The 20,773-nt window shown below is 64.1% G+C and carries 19 protein-coding genes and 1 pseudogene; 18 read left to right on the top strand and 2 right to left on the bottom strand.

The features are described 5' to 3' along the window. Position 1 precedes the first annotated feature (1 nt). From RHM60_RS14520 to RHM60_RS14505, 4 genes are all read left to right on the top strand, one after another. Positions 2-526 (top strand): chemotaxis protein CheW, encoded by a 525-nt coding sequence (locus RHM60_RS14520; protein ID WP_209985911.1) that lies wholly within the window; start codon positions 2-4, stop codon positions 524-526. Then, positions 523-2,574: a methyl-accepting chemotaxis protein gene (locus tag RHM60_RS14515; RefSeq protein WP_322212111.1), complete on the top strand. Its 2,052-nt coding sequence runs from the start codon at positions 523-525 to the stop codon at positions 2,572-2,574. The genes RHM60_RS14520 and RHM60_RS14515 overlap by 4 nt, the downstream gene beginning before the upstream one ends. 169 nt (positions 2,575-2,743) lie before the next feature. After that, positions 2,744-8,563: an Hpt domain-containing protein gene (locus RHM60_RS14510; RefSeq protein WP_322212110.1), complete on the top strand. Its 5,820-nt coding sequence runs from the start codon at positions 2,744-2,746 to the stop codon at positions 8,561-8,563. Beyond that, positions 8,556-9,011 carry a chemotaxis protein CheW gene (locus RHM60_RS14505; protein ID WP_209985903.1) on the top strand — a complete coding sequence of 152 codons (456 nt, stop codon included), beginning with the start codon at positions 8,556-8,558 and terminating at the stop codon, positions 9,009-9,011. Before RHM60_RS14510 ends, RHM60_RS14505 begins: the two co-directional genes overlap by 8 nt. Before the next feature lie 136 nt (positions 9,012-9,147). Here RHM60_RS14505 and RHM60_RS14500 read toward each other — a convergent pair whose 3' ends face one another. Then, positions 9,148-9,435 (bottom strand): HigA family addiction module antitoxin, encoded by a 288-nt coding sequence (locus RHM60_RS14500; protein ID WP_231422798.1) that lies wholly within the window; start codon positions 9,433-9,435, stop codon positions 9,148-9,150. 211 nt (positions 9,436-9,646) lie between these two features. On the opposite strand from RHM60_RS14500, the gene RHM60_RS14495 reads away from it, so the two are divergent. From RHM60_RS14495 to madM, 14 genes and pseudogenes are all read left to right on the top strand, one after another. Further along, positions 9,647-10,030: a polymorphic toxin type 44 domain-containing protein gene (locus RHM60_RS14495; protein WP_231422727.1), complete on the top strand. Its 384-nt coding sequence runs from the start codon at positions 9,647-9,649 to the stop codon at positions 10,028-10,030. Beyond that, positions 10,008-10,427 carry a hypothetical protein gene (locus RHM60_RS14490; protein WP_231422726.1) on the top strand — a complete coding sequence of 140 codons (420 nt, stop codon included), beginning with the start codon at positions 10,008-10,010 and terminating at the stop codon, positions 10,425-10,427. Before RHM60_RS14495 ends, RHM60_RS14490 begins: the two co-directional genes overlap by 23 nt. 332 nt (positions 10,428-10,759) lie before the next feature. Beyond that, complete coding sequence (locus RHM60_RS14485; protein ID WP_231423472.1) at positions 10,760-10,996, top strand: DUF6124 family protein; 237 nt, start codon at positions 10,760-10,762, stop codon at positions 10,994-10,996. A gap of 173 nt (positions 10,997-11,169) precedes the next feature. Continuing rightward, positions 11,170-11,799, top strand: a complete 630-nt coding sequence (locus RHM60_RS14480; RefSeq protein ID WP_057006536.1) for a nucleotidyltransferase domain-containing protein — start codon at positions 11,170-11,172, stop codon at positions 11,797-11,799. Beyond that, a pseudogene (locus RHM60_RS14475) lies at positions 11,762-12,207 on the top strand (hypothetical protein). Before RHM60_RS14480 ends, RHM60_RS14475 begins: the two are co-directional and overlap by 38 nt. 273 nt (positions 12,208-12,480) lie before the next feature. Then, the gene (gene mdcA / locus RHM60_RS14470) at positions 12,481-14,151 is read left to right on the top strand and encodes a malonate decarboxylase subunit alpha (protein WP_231423473.1); all 1,671 of its coding nucleotides are present in this window, start codon (positions 12,481-12,483) and stop codon (positions 14,149-14,151) included. After that, complete coding sequence (locus RHM60_RS14465; RefSeq protein WP_231423474.1) at positions 14,152-14,985, top strand: triphosphoribosyl-dephospho-CoA synthase; 834 nt, start codon at positions 14,152-14,154, stop codon at positions 14,983-14,985. Then, positions 14,985-15,284, top strand: a complete 300-nt coding sequence (locus RHM60_RS14460) for a malonate decarboxylase subunit delta (protein ID WP_057006540.1) — start codon at positions 14,985-14,987, stop codon at positions 15,282-15,284. Before RHM60_RS14465 ends, RHM60_RS14460 begins: the two co-directional genes overlap by 1 nt. Then, on the top strand, positions 15,277-16,119 hold the full coding sequence (locus RHM60_RS14455; protein WP_231423475.1) for a biotin-independent malonate decarboxylase subunit beta: 843 nt from the start codon (positions 15,277-15,279) through the stop codon (positions 16,117-16,119). The genes RHM60_RS14460 and RHM60_RS14455 overlap by 8 nt, the downstream gene beginning before the upstream one ends. Beyond that, positions 16,116-16,886, top strand: coding sequence for a biotin-independent malonate decarboxylase subunit gamma (gene mdcE / locus RHM60_RS14450; RefSeq protein ID WP_209985879.1), 771 nt, complete (start codon positions 16,116-16,118; stop codon positions 16,884-16,886). Before RHM60_RS14455 ends, mdcE begins: the two co-directional genes overlap by 4 nt. Next, entirely contained in the window at positions 16,880-17,476 is a 597-nt protein-coding gene (locus tag RHM60_RS14445; RefSeq protein WP_231423476.1) for a malonate decarboxylase holo-ACP synthase, read from the top strand. Before mdcE ends, RHM60_RS14445 begins: the two co-directional genes overlap by 7 nt. Next, on the top strand, positions 17,473-18,372 hold the full coding sequence (mdcH, locus tag RHM60_RS14440; protein WP_231423477.1) for a malonate decarboxylase subunit epsilon: 900 nt from the start codon (positions 17,473-17,475) through the stop codon (positions 18,370-18,372). The genes RHM60_RS14445 and mdcH overlap by 4 nt, the downstream gene beginning before the upstream one ends. A gap of 68 nt (positions 18,373-18,440) precedes the next feature. Continuing rightward, on the top strand, positions 18,441-18,845 hold the full coding sequence (gene madL / locus RHM60_RS14435; protein ID WP_124425307.1) for a malonate transporter subunit MadL: 405 nt from the start codon (positions 18,441-18,443) through the stop codon (positions 18,843-18,845). Between the two features lies 1 nt (position 18,846). After that, complete coding sequence (gene madM, locus RHM60_RS14430; protein WP_057006546.1) at positions 18,847-19,611, top strand: malonate transporter subunit MadM; 765 nt, start codon at positions 18,847-18,849, stop codon at positions 19,609-19,611. Positions 19,612-19,734: 123 nt separating this feature from the next. Here madM and RHM60_RS14425 read toward each other — a convergent pair whose 3' ends face one another. Further along, positions 19,735-20,655: a LysR substrate-binding domain-containing protein gene (locus RHM60_RS14425; RefSeq protein ID WP_057006547.1), complete on the bottom strand. Its 921-nt coding sequence runs from the start codon at positions 20,653-20,655 to the stop codon at positions 19,735-19,737. Between the last annotated feature and the right edge of the window lie 118 nt (positions 20,656-20,773).

Here is a 20,773-nt window from a genome sequence, read left to right as displayed (position 1 = left end):
CATGACCGAGTCGCACACTGCCTTCGAGCTGCTGCTGGACATCGACCGCCGCTGTCGCCTGCTGGCCGCCGACCTGCCGTCCCAGGAAACCCGCCTGCAACGCTGGAGCGGCATCGGCTTTCGCCTGGGGCAGCACTGGTACGTGGCACCCATCGGCGAAGTCGCCGAGGTGCTGCATGAACCGCGCTGCACCTTGATGCCCGGCGTGAAACCCTGGGTCAAGGGCGTGGCCAACCTGCGCGGGCGACTGTTGCCGGTGATGGACCTGGGCGGGTTCCTCGGCCTGCCGCTGTCCAGGGTGCGCAAGCAGCGGCGGGTATTGGTGGTGGAGGTCAACGAGCTGTTTGTCGGTCTGCTGGTGGATGAGGTGGTGGGGATGCAGCATTTCGCACAAGACGCGCGGGTGAGCGATGCCCGCCCCGACGCGCCGTATATCCAGGGCCGCTTCGACGGCGAGCCGCAATGGCAGGTGTTCAGCCCCTTCGCCCTGGCCGAGGCCCCGGGCTTTATGGATGTTGCCGCATGACCACCCCGACCACGCCCAGGCCCCAGGCCGCGTCGCGCAGCCGTTCACAGATCATCGTGCTGTTCATCGCGTTGATCGTGTTCATCATGCTGCTGTTCGCCAACTTCGCGTACCTCAACACCCAGTCCACCTACGACAAACAGTACATCGGCCACGCCGGTGAGCTGCGCGTGCTGTCCCAGCGCATCGCCAAGAACGCGACCGAAGCCGCCGCCGGCAAGGCGGCGGCGTTCAAGCTGCTCACCGAAGCGCGCAACGACTTCGCGCAGCGCTGGGGCTACCTGAAAAAAGGCGACCGCGACACCGGCCTGCCCGCCGCGCCCAGCGCTGTGCGCAACGAAATGCGCGCGGTGCAGACCGACTGGGAAGCGCTGCTGAAAAACACCGACGCAATCCTCGCCAGCGAACAGACGGTGCTGTCCCTGCATCAGGTGGCCGCGACCCTGGCCGAAACCGTGCCGCAATTGCAGATGGAATCGGAGAAGGTCGTCGACATCCTGCTGCAGCGCGGCGCCCCGGCCAGCCAGGTGGCCCTGGCCCAGCGTCAGTCGTTGCTGGCCGAACGCATCCTGGGTGCGGTCAACACCGTGCTTGCCGGCGACGAAACCGCCGTGCAGGCCGCCGATGCCTTCGGCCGCGACGCCAACCGCTTTGGCGTGGTGCTCAATGGCATGCTCAACGGCAATCCCGGGCTGCGCATCACCCAGGTCGAAGACCGTGACGCCCGCGCGCGGCTGACAGAAATCGCCGAGCTGTTCGAGTTCGTGTCCGGCTCGGTGGATGAAATCCTCGAGACCTCGCCGCAATTGTTCCAGGTGCGCGCCTCGGCGAGCAATATCTTCAACCTGTCGCAGACCCTGCTCGATGAAGCCTCGCACCTGGCCATCGGTTTCGAAAACCTCGCCAGCGGACGCAGCTTCGACACCCTAGGCGGCTACATGCTGGGCTTGCTGGCGCTGACCTCGATCATCCTGATCGGCCTGGTGATGGTGCGCGAAACCAACCGCCAACTGCGTGAAACCGCCGAGAAGAACGAGCGCAATCAGAATGCGATCATGCGCCTGCTCGATGAAATCGAAGACCTGGCCGACGGCGACCTCACTGTAACGGCCTCGGTGACCGAGGACTTCACCGGCACCATTGCCGACTCGATCAACTATTCCGTGGACCAACTGCGCGATCTGGTCGCCACCATCAACCTCACGGCGGGCCAGGTGGCCGGTGCCGTGCAAGAGACCCAGGCCACCGCCATGCACCTGGCGCAGGCCTCGGAGCATCAGGCCCAGCAGATCGCCGAAGCCTCCACCGCCATCAGCCAGATGGCCCAGTCCATCGACCACGTTTCGGCCAACGCCGCCGAATCCTCGGCGGTGGCCGAGCGCTCGGTGGAGATCGCCAACAAGGGTAACGAGGTGGTGCACAACACCATCCACGGCATGGACAACATTCGCGAACAGATCCAGGACACCGCCAAGCGCATCAAGCGCCTGGGCGAGTCGTCCCAGGAAATCGGCGATATCGTCAGCCTGATCGACGACATCGCCGACCAGACCAACATCCTCGCCCTGAACGCCGCGATCCAGGCGAGCATGGCCGGTGACGCCGGGCGCGGGTTCGCCGTGGTAGCCGATGAAGTGCAGCGCCTTGCCGAGCGCTCATCGGCGGCCACCCGGCAGATTGAAACCCTGGTGCGGGCGATCCAGGCCGACACCAACGAAGCCGTGATTTCCATGGAGCAGACCACCACCGAAGTGGTGCGTGGCGCGCGATTGGCCCAGGACGCCGGCGTGGCGCTGGAGGAGATCGAAGGGGTGTCCAAGACCCTGGCGGCGCTGATCCAGAGTATTTCCAATGCGGCGCAGCAACAGACGTCGTCGGCGGGGCAGATCTCCCTGACCATGAACGTGATTCAGCAGATCACCACCCAGACCTCCTCGGGCTCGACGGCGACCGCCGAGAGCATCGGCAACCTGGCAAAAATGGCCAGCCAGTTGCGGCGTTCGGTGTCGGGATTCACTCTTCCGCCGCCCAAACCGGTCGACGATTGAAATGCGATTCAAAGGTGAGAGGGGGCTTGCTCCCGATAGCGGTACATCAGTCAATGAATCAGGTGCCTGACCCACCGCCATCGAGAGCAAGCCCCCTGCCACCTGGGATCTCCTTTACTGTCGAGATCTTGGCAACACCAGCAACCCATGAATTCTAAGCGGAGCAGTTATGGTTGATCGGCACGACTACGTGGCCCTCGAATGGGTCAAGGGCGACATTGCCGAAACCCTGAAGCAGGCCCGTTCGGCGCTGGACGCGTTTGTCGAAACCCGCGACGCCGACGCCCTGGGCGAGTGCCTGGCGTGCATCCATCAAGTGCATGGCGCGCTGCAAATGGTCGAGTTCTACGGCGCGGCGCTGCTCGCCGAAGAGATCGAGGAACTGGCCCTGGCGCTGCAGGCCGAGCGCGTCAGCCAGCGCGACGAAAGCCTCCGCCTGCTGCAACAGGCCCTCGGCCAGATGCCGCTGTACCTGGACCGTGTGCACAGCGCCCGCCGCGATTTGCCGCTGGTGGTGCTGCCGTTGCTCAACGACCTGCGCAGCGCCCGTGGCGAAAGCCTGCTGTCGGAAACCAGCCTGTTCAGCCCGCAGTTGCTGTCGATTGCGCCGCTGCCCGACGACGCCCTGGCCCAGCGCGATCAGCCCGAGCTTCACGAGCAATTGCGCCAGTGGCAGCAATGGTTGCAGCAGGCGCTGGCCGGGTTGCTGCGCGAGGATCACGGCCCGAGCAACCTGGAAGACATGGCGCGGGTGTTCGCGCGCCTCGAAGCGCTGTGCCAGGGCGCGCCGCTGTTGCCCTTGTGGCAAGTCACCTCGGCGCTGGTCGAGGGCATGCTCACCGGCGTGATCGCCAACAGCCCAGCGTTGCGCAGCCTGCTCAAGGCCAGTGGCAAACAACTCAAGCGCCTGCTCGCCCAGGGCATTGGCGGCATCAACCAGCCCGCACCGGATGGCTTGCTCAAGAGCCTGTTGTTTTATGTGGCCAAGGTCACCCGGCCAACCCCGCGCATGCAGAGTTTGAAGGAACGCTACGGCCTGGATGACGCCTTGCCCGACAGCGCGCTGGTGGATGCCGAGCGTGCGCGCCTGGCCGGGCCGGACCGCAATGCCATGGGGTCGGTGCTCGGTGCGTTGTGTGAAGAGCTGGTGCGGGTCAAGGAGCGGCTGGACCTGTTCGTGCGCAGCGACCGCCAGCACATCGGCGATCTCGACGCGCTGCTGGCGCCGCTGCGACAGATCGCCGACACCCTGGCGGTACTGGGCTTCGGTCAGCCGCGCAAAGTGATCATCGACCAGTTGGCCGTGGTGCAGAGCCTGGCCCAGGGTCAGCGCGAGCCCAATGATCCGGTGCTGATGGACGTGGCGGGCGCGTTGCTCTACGTCGAAGCCACGCTGGCGGGCATGGTCGGCACCGTGGAGGCGCAGGGCCGCGAGGAGAGCCGCCTGCCCACCACCGACCTGACCCAGATTCACCAGTTGGTGATCCGCGAATCCTGCCAGTGCCTCAAGCAGGCCAGAGAGCTGGTGATCGATTGCCTCGAAGCGGATTGGGACCGCCAGCACCTGGAGTCGCTGCCGGAGCTGCTGAGCCAGGTGCGTGGCGCGCTGGCCATGATCCCTTTGCCCCGCGCGGCGAGCCTGATGCGCGGCTGCGCCGACTACGTGAATGAACAGCTGATGGTCAACGATGGCGCACCGTCCGAGGTGCAGCTGGAGCATTTCGCCGAGGTGATCAGCGGCCTGGAGTACTACCTCGAACGCATGCTCCAGGACCCCGACGCCGACGGCGAACGGGTGCTGGAGATGGCCACCCAGGGCCTGACCGCGCTGGGTTACCTGCCTGCGGCCAAACCCTGGCGCCAGGCGCTGGTGGCGCCGGAGGGTGCGCTTTCGAGCGATGAGGCGCCGAGCCAGTCGCAGTTCGACGCCCTGGCCAGCCCCACCTCACGCCTGAACCCGCCGGCCCGACAACGCCCCGGCAGCCTGTTGCCGCCGCCGGCCGACGAAGCCCCCATCGACGACGAACTGCGCGAAGTCTTCCTCGAAGAAACCGACGAAGTCCTCGAGGTGCTGCACCGTGACCTGCCCAACAGTGCCGACAAAACCGCCCAGGCCGAAATGCGCCGCGCCTTTCACACCCTCAAGGGCAGCGGCCGCATGGTGCGCGCGCTGGTACTGGCCGAGCTGGCCTGGGCGGTGGAAAACCTGCTCAACCGCGTGCTGGAGCGCAGCGTGGTCCTCGGCGCCGACGTGCAAGAGGTGCTGGATGAAACCGTGGCCCTGCTGCCGGAACTGATCGCCGATTTTGCCAGCGGCGACCAGCGCCAGCGCGATGAAGTCGACGCCCTGGCTGCGCGTGCCCACGCCTTGGCCAGCGGCACGCCGACCCATGCGGTCGAACCCCACGACCCGATGCTGCTGGAGATTTTCCGCAACGAAGCCCAGAGCCACCTCGAGAGCCTCAATCACTTTCTGCACCAGGCCGCCGAGCACGTTCCGCTGCACGTCAGCGACGCTCTGCAACGCGCGCTGCACACCCTCAAGGGCAGCGCCTACATGGCCGGTGTGTTGCCCATCGCCGAACTGGCGCGTCCGCTCGATCACCTGACCCGTGAATACAAGGCCCACCGCCTGCCGCTGGACCTGGACGAAGTGGAATTGCTGCTGGAAGCCGAAGGCCTGTTCCAGCAAGGCCTGCGCCAGTTGCACCGCGACCCGCTGGCGCCGATCAAAGGCGCGGCAGCGCTGATCAACCGCACCCAGGCGCTGCTCGACCAGCAGCTTCAAGCCTTGCTCGACGCCCCCGGCACGGGCCTGCGCATCAAGCGCGACCCGCAGTTGATCAGCAACTTCCTGGCCCAGGGCATGGACATTTTGCTGGATGCCGAAAGCCTGCTGCGCCGCTGGCAGCAGCACCCCGGCGAGCGCCAGGAGCTGAGCGCGCTGCTGGACGAATTGACCACCCTGGGGGAGGGCGCGCACCTCGCTGACCTGCACCCCATCGATGCCCTGTGTGAAGCCTTGCTCGACCTGTATGGCGCGGTGGAAGAAAGCAGCCTGGCGGTCAGCGCGCGGTTTTTTCATGAGGCCGAACAGGCCCACGAAGCATTGATCAACATGCTCGACCAGTTGGCCGCCGGCCAGGAAATCAGCCCGGCACCGGCCCGTTTGCAGGCCCTGCGCGAGCTGCTTGACGATGCACTCGACCCGTCCGCCACCGGGCTGATCACCCGCGACGGCCACAACGCCCCGAACATCGCCGAACTGGGCGCCGCCACGGCGCAGTTGGAGCAGGCAACGGCGATGGACGACGAGATCGTCGAGATCTTCCTCGAAGAGGCGGTGGACATTCTCGACAGTGCCGGCCAGTCGCTTAAACGCTGGCTGCTGGACCCGGAAAACGCCGCGCCGCTGTCCTCCCTGCAACGCGACCTGCACACCCTCAAGGGTGGCGCGCGCATGGCCGAAATCGAGCCGGTGGGCGACCTCGCCCAGGAACTTGAGTGCCTGTACGAAGGCCTGGTGGACCGCCGCTACAGCTACTCGGCCGAACTGTCGCGCCTGCTGATGGCCAGTCACGAGCAGTTGGCCTTGCAACTGGAGGAGCTGCACGACCATCAGCCGTTGAGCGACAGCCGCGAACTGATCGACACGCTGCGTGCGTTTCGCCAGGGCAGTACGCCGGCTGCACCGGTTGCCGCACCGCAGGCCGCCAGTGCCGACCCCGAGCTGCTGGATATCTTCCTCGAAGAAGCGGCCGATATCCTCGACAGTTCCGGCGCCGCGCTGCTGCGCTGGCAGGCCGAGCCGGGCGGTCGCCAGGAAGTGGAAACCCTGCTGCGCGACCTGCACACCCTCAAGGGCGGCGCGCGCATGGTCGAGATCGCGCCGATTGGCGACCTGGCCCATGAGCTGGAATTTCTCTACGAAGGGCTGTCGGCCGGGTTGCTTGCGCCGTCGGCCGAGCTGTTCGCTTTGCTGCAAGGCTGCCACGACCGCCTGGCGCAGATGATCGACGCGGTCGCCGATGGCCTGCCGGTGGGCTCGGTGGACAAACTGATCACGCGCATCAGAAGCCTGGTGCAGCCCAGCGCGGAACCGCTGGGGCCGGTGGCGTTGCCGGCGGGCAAGACCGAAACGGCCGTCGACCCCAACGCCGACATGGTGAAGATCTCCGCCGACCTGCTCGACGATCTGGTCAATTTGGCCGGCGAAACCTCGATCTTCCGGGGCCGCATCGAACAGCAGGTCAACGACGCGCGCGCCGCGTTGAGCGAGGTGGAAACCACCATCGAGCGCATGCGCGACCAACTGCGCCGGCTCGACATCGAAACCCAGGGCCGCCTGCTCAGCCGCCAGCAGGCCGAGGCCGAGCGCCTGGGCTATGAAGAATTCGATCCGCTGGAAATGGACCGCCATTCACAGTTGCAGCAGTTGTCCCGCGCGCTGTCCGAGTCGGCCAGCGACCTGCTGGATCTCAAGGAAACCCTTGAGCGCCGCAACCAGGATGCCCATGACCTGTTGCAGCAACAGGCGCGCATCAACACCGCCTTGCAGGAAGGCCTGATGCGCACCCGCATGGTGCCGTTCGAACGCATGCTGCCACGCCTCAAGCGCATCGTGCGCCAGGTGGCGCAAGAGTTGGGCAAGGACGTGGAGTTCGTGGTCGGCAATGCCGAGGGCGAGATGGACCGCAACGTGCTGGAGCGCATGGTTGCGCCGCTCGAGCATATGCTGCGCAACGCCGTCGACCACGGCCTGGAATCGCGTGAGGCGCGCCTGTTGGCGGGCAAGCCCGAGACGGGCCGCATCACCCTGGACCTGACCCACGAAGGCGGCGACATCGTGTTCGACATGCGCGACGACGGCGCCGGCGTGCCCCTCGACGCGGTGCGGCGCAAGGCGATCAAGCGCGGGCTGCTCAAGCCCGATCAGGAGATGAGCGACCGCGACGTGTTGCAGTTCATCCTGCAGCCGGGGTTTTCTACCGCCGAGAAAATCACGCAGATTTCCGGGCGTGGCGTGGGCATGGACGTGGTGCATGAAGAGGTGCGCCAGCTGGGCGGCTCGATGGTGATCGATTCGACCTCGGGAGCGGGCGTGCACTTTCGCATTCGCCTGCCGTTCACCGTGTCGGTCAACCGGGCGTTGATGGTGCAGTGCGCGGACGATCAATACGCGATCCCGCTCAACACCATTGAAGGCCTGGTGCGCGTGCCCCCCCATGAACTGGCCGGGCATTATCAGCAGGACCCGCCGTGTTACGAATACGCCGGCCAGCGCTATGAGCTGTTCTACCTGGGCGACCTGTTGCACACCGTCGGCCGCCCGAAACTGCTGGGCGAGTACCAACCGGTACCGGTGTTGCTGGTGCACTGCAATGAGCGCCGCGTGGCGGTGCATGTGGATGCCATGGCGGGCACACGCGAGATTGTGGTCAAGGGCTTGGGGCCGCAGTTTGCCGGGGTGCAGGGGCTGTCCGGCGCAACGATCCTGGGCGATGGCCGCGTGGTGTTGATCATCGACCTGCTGGCGCATATCCGCGTGCGGCAACCGGCCTTGCCGGCGCAGGCGCTGGACGTGCCGCTGGTGCTCAACGACCCGCTGAAAAAGCGTCCGCTGCTGGTGCTGGTGGTGGACGATTCGGTCACCGTGCGCAAAGTCACCAGCCGCCTGCTGGAGCGCAACGGCATGAACGTGCTCACCGCCAAGGACGGCATCGACGCGCTGGCCGTGCTTGAGGAGCACACCCCGGACCTGATGCTGCTCGACATCGAAATGCCGCGCATGGACGGCTTCGAAGTAGCGATCCAGGTGCGCAACGACCCACGGCTGATGCGCCTGCCGATCATCATGATCACCTCGCGCACCGGCCAGAAACACCGCGACCGCGCCATGGCCATCGGCGTCAACGACTACCTGGGCAAGCCGTACCAGGAGTCGGTGCTGCTGGAAAGCATCGCCTATTGGAGCAAGTCCCATGCTTGACCACCGCGCCAGCCAACTCACCGGCCTGCTGCTGCCCCTGGCTGATCGGCACCTGGTGTTGCCTAACGTCGCCATTGCCGAGTTGATCGACTTTCAGCGTGGAGAGCCGGCCAGTGATGCGCCGCCGTGGTATCTGCGGCAAGTGACCTGGCGTGATCGGCAGATTCCGTTGATCAGCTTTGAAGCGGTGTGCGGCGAAGCCAGCCTGACCGGCGAGCGTTCGCGCATCGTGGTGCTGAACGCCCTCGGCGGGCGGCCAACGCTGAAGTTCATTGCGCTGGTGATCCAGGGCATTCCCCGCTCGTACAAACTCGACAGCGAATTGAGCTACGTCGACGTGCCGCTGTGCCCGCTGGAGCTGGCGGCGGTGCAGGTGGGCGAGCATGTGGCGAGAGTGCCGGATTTGATGGGGCTTGAAGCGCTGCTGGTCGAGTCCGGCCTCGCCTGATGACATGCCGTGTGAAGATTCCATGTGGGAGGGGGGCCGCTCCCGATAGCGGTGGGTCAGTTGCCTATTCATCAACCGATCGCCTGCTATCGGGAGCAAGCCCCCTCCCACAGTGAATTGCGCTCGGCTTCAGCCTTCAATCGATCCGCGCAAACCGCTCAATCAACGGCTGCTCATGGTGTTCTGCCTGCCACAGGTCGTAGGCGCTTTGCATCGATAACCATAGCTGTGCGGTACTCACACCGGCGCGCTCCAACCTGACTGCAAGGTCCGGGCTGATTGGGGCATGGCCATGCAAGATCCTGGAAAACGTCTCACGGGCGAAGCCCAGGCGCCTTGCCATTTCAGTGATGGTGATGCCTACGGCAGGGATCACATCCTCAAGCAAAATTTCGCCTGGGTGAGGTGGGTTGTGCATGCCAATATTGGGTTTAGGGTTCGGATTCATGATGTTCGCCCGTGATGGGTTTGGACGAAAAAAGACTAGAGAGACAGGTTCCGAGTAACAACCTGAAGGTCTTGTCAGAATAGTATGTCATTGCTGTAGGCGTGTTCCGCACTTTGATTTATTGGGTTTTCAGGCGTGAGTGAAGTGGTTAATTTCTGCGCTCCTCACTGCCAGCAAGGACCCGCAAATGGCCGTACCACTTATGCCGCCTGGTGTTTCAATTTTTGAAAACATGGCGATATCCGAATGCAAGCGTATTCATCTTCAGCCAGGCTCGGCATTCGCCTATTCCTGGTTCTATTCCCAGGTCAGGGCTGCCGGGCCATGGAACTACAAGAAGCGAGGGCGTCAGTACGAAGCTTTTGGTAATTTCAATTACGGTGCTACAGGTACGGTATTGGGTATTCCCGAGCATGTGCTGTTACGGGCAGCAGGTGTCGCTCAAACATTCGCAAAAACTACCAGGCCTGAGTTTGGATCATGGTGGGGCGGTGACCCTTTTGGCGATGACCCTCGTGATCAATATTGGATAAAAAGAGGTATTGAATATGCAATTTCTCAGGGCTATTAAGGGGCTCTTGCCGGTCCTGCGAAACTGCTTGCTGGTGGCCTGCCTGATTTACATAGGGGGCAATTGGATCATGTCATCCGGTACCCCGGATCTGGACGAAGTGGTTTTGAAATACACCTTGGGCAACGGCAGCTCAATTTATGGGGTACGCGACGGCCAGGGCGGCGCGACAGTGGGATTTTCCTACAGGTACTACGTTCACAAGAACTTGGGTAGCGATCAGGAAATACTGACAACGCTGGTTTCGGCACCCTTCTTTTTGAAAACCAAAGAGCCTGATGTCCAAGTGAGTCAAGTGGATGGAATCACCCACCTCATAGTGCGCGGGGAGGTTTATGAGTACCGCAGCTACCCGCTTGAGGGTTTGGGGGCTTTGAACATAGAAATGAAATTGTAGAGCGGCGGGCTCTCGGAATTTTCCTGCAGGATTTTGGGCTGAGCATGAACTTGTTGAGCACGGCCCGCGCGCCTAGTCTTCGTCCCGTCATCGCAAAAAACGGTGACACGGACGTGCAAGTCCGGTTACATGTCGGCGCATAAACGCCCATAGCCATTCAGCGGGCGTTTTTTATGCCTGCTGTACTTGTTATGGCAGCTGCGCGCGGGAGATCTTTCGAGGTCTGCCGGGGTCCGATATGCCCGGTCTTGCACACCTGCGCACAGCTGCCACCCTTATTCGCGTGCAAGCGGAAAGGGCGCAGCCTCCATCACATATCGGAGCTGTAAATCATGGTAAAACCCACCCCGAGTCCACTCCTCTTTACCGTAACCCCCCAGCTAACCACCGAAACCCTGCTGGTCAATGCCAGCGAAACCCTGTCCTCCCTCAACGCACTCACTTGCACGCTGGCCTTCGACCTGGACGCTTCCCAGCGCGCGATCATGCTCGGCATTCAACAGCTGGCCGAGCTCGGCCAATTGCTGGTCGACAGAGCAATGGAGCAAGTCAGTCCTTCGCCTATCTAAACCACGCCACCGAGCAAATGTGGGAGGGGGTTTGCTCCCGATAGCGGTGGGTCAGTTGCCTATTTATCAACTGACCGCCTGCTATCGGGAGCAGACTCCCTCGCACATTTTGTGCTTGATCGTTCCCATAAAGGGACCTATCGTTCCCTTATTGGGACTCTCCGGCCTTCACCATGCAAACCTTATCGCTCAGTTCCGCGCTTTTCACCGTCACCCAGCAGAAAGTGCTTGGCCTGCTGTTCGGCAAGCCCGAGAAAAGTTTCTTCACCAATGAAATCGCGCGCTGGGCCCAGGTGGGTAAGGGTAGTCTCACCCGCGAGCTGACGCGTTTGCAGCTGGCCGGCATCCTGAGCGTAACGCGCCAGGGCAACCAGACCCATTACCAGGCCAACCCTCTGTGCCCGATCTACTCGGAGATGCTGGCTATCGTGCGCAAGACGCTTGGCCTGGATGAGCCATTGCGCAACGCACTGGCACCGTTCGCCGCGCAGATCACCTGGGCGTTTGTTTACGGCTCCATCGCCAAGGGCGAGGCGCACTCATCCAGTGACATAGATCTCATGCTGATCGGCAAAAGCCTCAACTACAGTGAAGTCATGGAACAGCTCATACCGCTGGAAGAGCAACTGGGCCGCACCATCAACCCGACGCTTTACACCCCTCAAGACTGGATCGGCAAATGGAATGCCGGCAACAGCTTTGTGCAACGGGTCGTACAGCAGGACAAGATCAATCTGATTGGGGGAAATCCCCTGGAATCCATGGATGGACAGCAAGGCAAACCTGGAGAATCTGCAACGTAGTGGTGGCTTGAAAGCCGAGCCGCCGGATCGCAAGGAATGTGATGGGCTGATGCGCTCGGCCCGTGACCGGTTGAAAGACGCCGCAACCGCGCCGCAACCGCGCCGCTATCGTTCGCCAGTCGTTTCGACCTGGCCTACAACGCCGCTCATGCCATGGCGCTTACAGCCTTGCGTCTGCAAGGGTATCGCTCCGACAAACGCTATCTGGTCTTTCAATGTCTGGTACACACCACCGAAGCGAACAAGGTGGAGGTGAGGTTATTGGTGCTGTGCCATGAGCGCCGAAATCTGGCGGAATATGAGGGCTACATGGATGAAGACGAGGCGCTGCTAAGTCAATTGATGAGCGCCGCAATGGCGCTGTTGAAGAAAGTGGAAGAGCTTCTTGCTGGTCATAAATGGGGATAACGCGCCTTTCCTGCGACCGTGATCCACTGAACACCACCGAGCAAATGTGGGAGGGGGCTTGCTCCCGATAGCGGTGGGTCAGTTGCCTATTTATCAACTGAGGCACCGCTATCGGGAGCAAACCCCCTCTCACATGTTGTTCTTCACTCAGCCCAACTCAGCATTTGCTCATACTCCATTACTCCAGCCGTAACGATCCGCCGTCCAACTTGATTGATAGCCCCCCCATTCACTCCTAAGGTAAGCCCACGACAGCAAACCCGTGGAGCAACCATGACAACAACAAGCACCCCGAACGCGCGCTGGACGCGGCGTCGCGACGAGAAACAGCGGCGGCTCGGGCTGGTTTCGCACTACGCAGACGGGGCTGTGTTGCCCGGCGACAGGATCGTCGAAGCACTCGAAGCACTGATCCTGCCCGGCGACCGCGTGGTGCTGGAGGGCAATAACCAGAAGCAAGCCGATTTCCTCTCCCGCTCGCTGGCCAAGGCCGACCCCGCCAAGCTCCACGATTTGCACATGATCATGCCCAGTGTCGGCCGTTCCGAGCACCTGGACCTCTTCGAAAAAGGCATCGCCCGCACGTTGGACTTCTCCTTCGCCGGCACCCAGTCCCTGCGCATCAGCCAGTTGCTCGAAGACGGCCTGCTGGAAATCGGCGCGATCCACACCTACATCGAACTCTACGCGCGCCTGGTGGTGGACCTGATCCCCAACGTGGTGCTATCGGCCGGGTTCATGGCCGACCGCGCCGGCAACATCTACACCGGCGCCAGCACCGAAGACACCCCGGCGCTGATCGAGCCCGCCGCGTTCAGCGATGGCATCGTCATCGTGCAGGTCAATCAGTTGGTGGATGACGTCACCGATCTGCCCCGTGTCGACATCCCCGCCAGTTGGGTGGATTTCGTGGTGGTGGCCGACAAACCGTTCTACATCGAACCGCTGTTCACCCGCGACCCGCGCCACATCAAGCCGGTGCATGTGCTGATGGCGATGATGGCGATCCGTGGCATTTACGAAAAACACAACGTGCAGTCGCTCAACCACGGCATCGGTTTCAACACCGCCGCTATTGAGTTGATCCTGCCCACCTACGGTGAATCCCTGGGCCTGAAGGGCAAAATCTGCCGCAACTGGACCCTCAACCCGCACCCCACGCTGATACCCGCCATCGAAAGCGGCTGGGTGGAAAGTGTGCACTGCTTCGGCACCGAGCTGGGCATGGAAAACTACATCGCCGCCCGCCCGGATGTGTTCTTCACCGGCCGCGACGGCTCGATGCGCTCCAACCGGATGTTCAGCCAGCTTGCCGGCCAATACGCGGTGGACCTGTTCATCGGCGCCACCCTGCAAGTGGACGGCGACGGCCATTCCAGCACCGTCACCCGTGGCCGCCTCGCCGGTTTCGGTGGTGCGCCGAACATGGGCCACGACCCGCGCGGTCGTCGCCACGGCACTCCGGCGTGGCTGGACATGCGCCACGGCGACGCGCCCGAAGCGTTGCTGGAACGCGGCAAAAAACTCGTGGTGCAAATGGTCGAGACCTTTCAGGAAGGCGGCAAACCCACCTTCGTCGACACCCTCGATGCGGTGGACGTGGCGCGCAAAAGCGGCATGCCCCTGGCGCCAATCATGATCTACGGCGATGACGTCACCCACTTGCTCACCGAAGAAGGCATCGCCTACCTGTACAAGGCGCGCTCCCTCGAAGAGCGCCAGGCGATGATCGCTGCCGTTGCCGGGGTCACCGCCATCGGCCTGCGCCATAACCCCAAAGACACCGCGCGCATGCGCCGCGAAGGCTTGATCGCGTTGCCCGAAGACCTCGGTATCCGCCGCACCGACGCCACCCGCGAGCTGTTGGCCGCCAAGAGCGTGGCCGACCTGGTGGACTGGTCCGGTGGCCTGTACAACCCGCCCGCCAAATTCAGGAGCTGGTAAATGCGCGCCCTCAAACTGCATGAACTGAGCCTGGCCGATCGCCTGGCCGATCTGGCCGTCGATGCGCTGATCGATGAAGCCGACCTGTCGCCCAAACCCGCACTGGTGGACCGTCGTGGCAACGGCGCTCACCGCGATCTGCACCTGGGCCTGATGCATGCTTCGGCGTTGTCGCTGTGGCCGATGTTCAAGGCCATGGCTGAAGCGGCGCTGGAATGCGGCGAGGTCGGCGTGCCGCTGCGCGAAGCCCTCGGCCGTATCGGCCGCGAAGGCGAGCAGGCGATGCTCGTCACCACCGATGGCGTGAACACCCATCGCGGGGCGATCTGGGCGCTCGGCCTGCTCACCGCTGCCGCCGCGCTGGAGCCACGCGCCCTCACGCTGAACGCCGCCCGACTGGCCCTGCTCAACGACCGCTACGCGCCGCACACCGCAAGCCACGGCGCCTTGGTTGCTCAGCGCTACGGCGCACGCGGCGCCCGTGAAGAAGCCCAGCTCGGCTTCCCCTCGGTGATGCAACGCGGCCTGCCGCAACTGCGCAAAAGCCGCCAGCAGAACACCGGCGAACAGAACGCGCGCCTGGATGCCTTGCTCGCGATCATGACGGACCTTGGCGACACCTGCGTGCTCTACCGCGCCGGCCTTGAAGGCCTGCAGGCGATGCAGCAGGGCGCCCAGGCCGTGCTCGACGCCGGCGGCAGCGCCAGCCTCGCCGGGCGCCGCCAGTTGCACGCACTCGACCAGCAACTGCTGGCGCTGAACGCCTCCCCCGGCGGCGCCGCCGACCTGCTGGCCGCCTGCCTGTTTATCGACCGCCTCGACGGAGCACTGTGATGGAAACCTTGTCCTTTGAATTCCCCGCCGGGCAGCCGCCCAAAGGCCGTGCACTGGTGGGCTGCGTCGGCTCTGGCGATCTGGAAGTGCTGCTGGAACCGGGCACGCCCGGCACGCTGAACATCCAGGTGCAGACCTCGGTGAACGGCGCGCAGCTGCGTTGGCAGCACCTGTTCGAACGCATCTTTCAGGAACACACGCCGCCGGCGTTGAACATCGATATCCACGATTTCGGCGCCACCCCGGGCGTGGTGCGCCTGCGCCTGGAGCAGGGCTTCGAGGAGATCGGCCATGACTGACTTGCTCAACAAGCACAGCTTCGTCGAACTCGGTGCCCGGCAGCGCGCCAGGGCGCTGCTCGACAGCGGCACGTTCCGAGAACTGATCGATCCGTTTCAGCGCGTCATGTCCCCGTGGCTCAGCCGGCAGGGCGTGGTGCCCCAGGCCGATGACGGCGTGGTGATCGCCAAGGGCAGCATCGCCGGTCTGCCGGTGGTGATCGCCGCCATTGAAGGCAATTTTCAGGGCGGCAGCCTCGGTGAAGTGGGCGGGGCCAAAATCGCCGGGGCGCTGGAGCTGGCGGCTGAAGACAACCGCATGGGCATCGAGACCCGTGCCGTATTACTGCTGGAAACCGGCGGCGTGCGTCTGCAGGAAGCCAACCTGGGCCTTGCCGCGATTGCCGATATTCACGCGGCGATTGTCGACCTGCGCCAGTACCAGCCGGTGATCGGCGTGGTGGCGGGCAGTGTCGGCTGTTTCGGCGGCATGTCCATCGCGGCCGGGTTGTGCAGCTACCTGGTAGTCACCCGCGAAGCACGCCTGGGCCTGAATGGCCCGCAAGTGATCGAACAGGAAGCGGGCCTGGAGGAATACGATTCCCGCGACCGCCCGTTTATCTGGAGCCTGACCGGCGGCGAGCAGCGTTTCAACAGCGGCCTGGCCGACCGTTATGTGGCCGACGATGTGGCGCAGATCCAGCAGACCGTCACCGCGCTGTTGCAGCAAGGCGTGCCCGCGCAACAACGCAGCCGACAGGCCGAGCATTACCTGGCGCGCTTGGACGCGCTGGACGCCACCCCGCAAATCGAGCCGGCGACGGTTCGCGCGCTGTATCAGGGAGAGCGCTCATGAGAGGGTTGCAATGGTTTAACGCACTGAGCACGGGCGCAACAGTGGTCGAAGGCTTGCCGGCCTCGCTGAAAGTCGCTGACGGCGTATTGGGTGGACAGCCGGTGCGCTTTATTGCCGTGGTCACCGACCCGGATAACCGCTTCCCCCGTGCACGCAATGGCGAGGTCGGCCTGCTGGAAGGCTGGGGCCTGGCCAAGGCGGTGGACGATGCCATCGCCCGTGGTGACCAGCGCCCGATCATCGCCATCGTCGATGTGCCGAGCCAGGCCTATGGCCGCCGCGAAGAAGCCCTCGGCATTCACCAGGCCCTGGCCGCCGCCGCCGACAGTTATGCCCGCGCACGCCTGGCCGGGCACCCGGTGATCGGGCTGCTGGTGGGCAACGCCATGTCCGGCGCGTTTCTCGCCCACGGCTACCAGGCCAACCGGCTGATTGCCCTGCGCGATCCGGGCGTGATGGTGCATGCGATGGGCAAGGCCTCGGCCGCGCGAGTGACGTTGCGCAGCGTCGAAGAACTCGAAGCCCTGGCCGCCAGTGTGCCGCCCATGGCTTACGACATCGACAGCTTCGCCAGCCTTGGCTTGCTGTGGGAGACCCTGTCGGTCAGCCAGATCGAACAGCCCACGGCGGACGATGTGGCGCGGGTCGGCGACTGCCTGCTCAAGGCCATCCGGGATGTAGACGGCCGTGACTTGAGCGGTCGTCTGGGCGCCAGCAATCGCGCCGCTTCCAGCCATGTGCGCCAGTTGCTGCGGGAGCAATGGTGAACGCCCACGACCTGCTCTGGGGCATGACCCCGGCGCAGTTGCCCGCGGACGCCCCGACCTGGGCGGTGGAAGCCATCAGCGCCGGCCATCCGGTGGTGGTGCGCCGCGCGCTCGTCGCGCCGGGCCATGTGGCGGTCGGGGTGCGCGGGCGTTTGCGTGAGCAGCGTTTTGCCACGGTGATGCCCCTTGCGCAGGTGACCCGGCGGGTGGTGCCGGAAGCGCTCGGCGCCGTGGTTTCGCCGCGGGATCTCCCCGCGCTGCGTGCGCTCGAGCACCTGCGCCCACTGTTGGGTCAGCACGCGTGGGGCGTCGCCGGCAGCGCCGGATTTGAATTGGCGACCGGCATTGAAGCGCTGCATGCCCACAGCGATCTGGATTTGATTCTGCGCAGCCCCGAGCGGTTTGAGCGCGGCGATGCGCAGGGCCTGCTGGCCGTCCTCGACACGGCGGTATGTGCCGTGGACCTGCAACTGCAAACCCCGTTCGGCGCGGTGGCCCTGCGCGAATGGGCCGGCGGATCGCGCCGCGTGCTGCTCAAAACCAGTGGCGGTGCGCAGCTGGTTACAGACCCCTGGCAGGCCGTGGCATGAGCAGCCTGCTGGTGTTTCCGGGGCAGGGCGCGCAACGGCCACGCATGCTTGAGCAACTGCCCGCCGCTGTGCTGGACGAGGCCAGCGCCGCCCTGGGTGAAGAGGTGCGCCAACTCGATTCTGCGCAGGCCCTGGCGTCGACCCGCGCCGTTCAGCTGTGCCTGTTGATCGCTGGCGTCGCCCACGCACGGCGGTTGCAGCACACGCCGGATTACGTGGCGGGCCTGTCCATTGGCGCCTACCCGGCAGCGGTGATCGCCGGGGCGCTGGACTTTGCCGATGCGCTCAGGCTGGTGGCCCTGCGCGGCGAACTGATGCAGAACGCTTATCCACAGGGCTACGGCATGACCGCGCTGATCGGCCCCGAGTTATCCACCGTCGAAACCCTGCTGGCGGAGATTCACAGCGCCGAAACACCGGTGTACCTGGCCAATATCAATGCCGATAACCAGACCGTCATCGCCGGCAGTGACGAGGCCATGCAGCGCGTCGCCCAGCGCATCAGGGGCAACGGCGTGGCCAGGCGCCTGGCCGTCAGCGTGCCGTCCCACTGCGCGCTGCTTGAACAACCGGCCCAGGCGCTGGCGCAGGCGTTCGTGCCACTGAACAGACCGCGCATTACCTACCTGAGCAGCACCCGCGCGCGGCCGATCCACAACCCCGAGCAGTTGCGCGACGACCTGGCTTTCAACATGTGCCGCATCGTCGACTGGCGCGGCACCGTGCAAAGCGCCTACGAGCGCGGCGTGCGCCTGCAGATCGAACTGCCCCCCGGCGCCGTGCTCACCGGCCTGTCACGCCGCCTGTTTGACCAGGGCACGGTGATCGCCTGCGAAGGCGCGCGCCTGGACACCTTGCAGGCCCTGCTGCAAGAGGAGGAACGCCGCCACCGATAAAGCACTACCCAAGGCTTTCGAAGCACAACAACAAAAACTTTCGAACGAGCACTTTGAGGACAACAACAATGATTATCTACGGTGTGGCATTGCTGGCGATCTGCACGCTGGCGGGCGTGATCATGGGCGACATGCTGGGCGTGTTGCTGGGCGTCAAATCCAATGTGGGCGGAGTGGGGATCGCGATGATCCTGCTGATCTGCGCGCGTTTGTGGATGCAAAAGCGCGGCGGCATGACCAAGGATTGCGAGATGGGCGTGGGTTTCTGGGGCGCCATGTACATCCCCGTGGTGGTGGCGATGGCAGCGCAGCAGAACGTGGTCACCGCCCTGCATGGCGGGCCGGTGGCGGTGCTCGCGGCCATCGGTTCCGTGGTGGTGTGCGGATGCACCATCGCCCTGATCAGCCGCACGCACAAGGGCGAGCCGTTGCCGCCCGAAGAGCCGTTGATCCTCGCTGCGGGAGGTCGCTGACATGTGGGACCTCATCGAGAAAGGCCTGGAACACAACGGTCTGATTACCGCGTTTGCCTTTGTCGGCGTGGTGATGTGGATTTCCGTGGTGCTGTCCAAACGCCTCACGTTCGGGCGCATTCATGGTTCGGCGATTGCTATCGTCATCGGCCTGGTGCTGGCCTGGGTGGGCGGCACGTTGACCGGCGGGCAGAAGGGCCTGGCGGACCTGGCGTTGTTCTCCGGCATCGGCCTGATGGGCGGCGCAATGCTGCGCGATTTCGCCATCGTCGCCACCGCGTTTGAGGTGCAGGCCACCGAGGCGCGCAAGGCCGGGATGATCGGTGTGATCGCGCTGCTGCTGGGCACGATCCTGCCGTTTATCGTCGGTGCGAGCATGGCCTGGGTGTTCGGCTATCGCGATGCGGTCAGCATGACCACCATTGGCGCGGGCGCCGTGACTTACATCGTCGGCCCGGTCACCGGCGCGGCGATTGGCGCGACCTCGGATGTGATGGCGCTGTCGATTGCCACCGGGTTGATCAAGGCGATTCTGGTGATGGTGGGCACGCCGGTGGCGGCGCGCTGGATGGGGCTGGACAACCCGCGGTCGGCGATGGTGTTTGGTGGGCTGGCCGGCACGGTCAGCGGGGTGACGGCGGGGCTGGCGGCGACGGATCGGCGGTTGGTGCCGTATGGGGCGTTGACCGCGACGTTCCATACCGGGCTTGGGTGTTTGCTGGGGCCTTCGTTGTTGTACTTCATTGTGCGGGGGTTGGTGGGCTGAATTCGAGGTGGGTGGTGGCTGGTCTGGCGCTATCGGGAGCAAGCCCCCTCCCACACTTGACTGCATTCCAGCACGAGTACGCGGTCAACCTGTGGGAGGGGGCTTGCTCCCGATAGCGGTGTCTCAGGCTGGCAGCTGCCGATTGGCATACATCCGACACTCCGCCAGCAGGGCGAGCAAGTTCGGATCGCGCTCCTTGGCCTTCAAGAACACCACCCCAATCTGCTGCTGCAACCGGTACCTGGGTTGCAGCGGTATCAGCTTCACGCGGTTCTCGTACACCGCCGCAATCCGCCCGGGCAGCAGGGCATAACCCACGCCGGAACTGACCATGCTCAGCAAGGTGAAGATGTCGTTGACCTGCATCGCCACCTTCGGCTCGAACCCCGCCTGCTTGAACACCCGGTTGCCATCCTGGTGGGTGGCGAAGCCCTGGGTGAGGGTGATGAAAGTGGCGTCGCGCACATCGGCCAGGTCGATCTCCTGCTCGCGGTCGAAGGGTGAATCCGCGGGCGTGGCGAGGAAAATGTCGTCGGAAAACAGCGCGATCTGCTCGCAGTCGGGGTCGTTGGCGTGTTCGTCGAGGGAGATGAGGATCGCGTCCACCTCCATGTTCTTGAGCTTGTAGAGCAGGTCGAAGTTGGAGCCCAGGATCAGGTCGATGTTGAGTTCGCTGCGGCGGATCTTCAGGCCCATGATCAGTTGCGGCACGGTCTTTACGGTCAGCGAGTAGAGCGAGCCCAGCTTGAAACGCTCGGCGGAGAAACCGGCGGCTTCGCGAGTCAGGCGCACGCTGTCGACCACGTCGGCCACCAGTTTTTGTGCGCGCTCTTCGAGTACGTAGGCACTTTCCAGCGGCGTAAGGTTGCGCCCCTCGTGCTTGAACAGCGGGCAGCGCAGGGCGTTTTCCAGGGAGTGAATGGCGCGGTGCACGCTGACGTTGCTGGTGTGCAGCTCGGCGGCGGCGCGGGCCAGGTTGCCGGTGCGCATGAACGCCAGGAAGATTTCCAGCTTCTTGAGGGTGAATTCTTCGTCGATCAGCATGGCCGTGGCTCGGGTTCGAATGCCCTCGATTGTGCCTGCAAAAGCGCAGCGCTCCCAGCCAGGAACAACACACAGCACTTGCACTCTGATGCGCAAGGCTGGACGCTTGCCAGCCTGT

This window comes from Pseudomonas sp. MH9.3, from assembly GCF_034354675.1.
Lineage (GTDB): Bacteria > Pseudomonadota > Gammaproteobacteria > Pseudomonadales > Pseudomonadaceae > Aquipseudomonas.
The sequence above is the reverse complement of the archived record's forward strand: the minus strand, read 5'-3'. Positions and strand labels throughout refer to the sequence as shown.

Excerpts from the sequence above, each read along its gene's own strand:
- RHM60_RS14505 (WP_209985903.1), top strand. The coding sequence starts at position 8,556 with ATGCTTGACCACCGCGCCAGCCAACTCACCGGCCTGCTGCTGCCCCTG.
- RHM60_RS14465 (WP_231423474.1), top strand. The coding sequence starts at position 14,152 with ATGCGCGCCCTCAAACTGCATGAACTGAGCCTGGCCGATCGCCTGGCC.
- madL (WP_124425307.1), top strand. The coding sequence starts at position 18,441 with ATGATTATCTACGGTGTGGCATTGCTGGCGATCTGCACGCTGGCGGGC.
- madM (WP_057006546.1), top strand. The coding sequence starts at position 18,847 with ATGTGGGACCTCATCGAGAAAGGCCTGGAACACAACGGTCTGATTACC.
- RHM60_RS14520 (WP_209985911.1), top strand. The coding sequence starts at position 2 with ATGACCGAGTCGCACACTGCCTTCGAGCTGCTGCTGGACATCGACCGC.
- RHM60_RS14495 (WP_231422727.1), top strand. The coding sequence starts at position 9,647 with ATGGCCGTACCACTTATGCCGCCTGGTGTTTCAATTTTTGAAAACATG.
- RHM60_RS14460 (WP_057006540.1), top strand. The coding sequence starts at position 14,985 with ATGGAAACCTTGTCCTTTGAATTCCCCGCCGGGCAGCCGCCCAAAGGC.
- RHM60_RS14425 (WP_057006547.1), bottom strand. The coding sequence starts at position 20,655 with ATGCTGATCGACGAAGAATTCACCCTCAAGAAGCTGGAAATCTTCCTG.
- mdcH (WP_231423477.1), top strand. The coding sequence starts at position 17,473 with ATGAGCAGCCTGCTGGTGTTTCCGGGGCAGGGCGCGCAACGGCCACGC.
- RHM60_RS14515 (WP_322212111.1), top strand. The coding sequence starts at position 523 with ATGACCACCCCGACCACGCCCAGGCCCCAGGCCGCGTCGCGCAGCCGT.
- RHM60_RS14485 (WP_231423472.1), top strand. The coding sequence starts at position 10,760 with ATGGTAAAACCCACCCCGAGTCCACTCCTCTTTACCGTAACCCCCCAG.
- RHM60_RS14480 (WP_057006536.1), top strand. The coding sequence starts at position 11,170 with ATGCAAACCTTATCGCTCAGTTCCGCGCTTTTCACCGTCACCCAGCAG.
- mdcA (WP_231423473.1), top strand. The coding sequence starts at position 12,481 with ATGACAACAACAAGCACCCCGAACGCGCGCTGGACGCGGCGTCGCGAC.
- mdcE (WP_209985879.1), top strand. The coding sequence starts at position 16,116 with ATGAGAGGGTTGCAATGGTTTAACGCACTGAGCACGGGCGCAACAGTG.
- RHM60_RS14510 (WP_322212110.1), top strand. The coding sequence starts at position 2,744 with ATGGTTGATCGGCACGACTACGTGGCCCTCGAATGGGTCAAGGGCGAC.
- RHM60_RS14445 (WP_231423476.1), top strand. The coding sequence starts at position 16,880 with ATGGTGAACGCCCACGACCTGCTCTGGGGCATGACCCCGGCGCAGTTG.
- RHM60_RS14490 (WP_231422726.1), top strand. The coding sequence starts at position 10,008 with ATGCAATTTCTCAGGGCTATTAAGGGGCTCTTGCCGGTCCTGCGAAAC.
- RHM60_RS14455 (WP_231423475.1), top strand. The coding sequence starts at position 15,277 with ATGACTGACTTGCTCAACAAGCACAGCTTCGTCGAACTCGGTGCCCGG.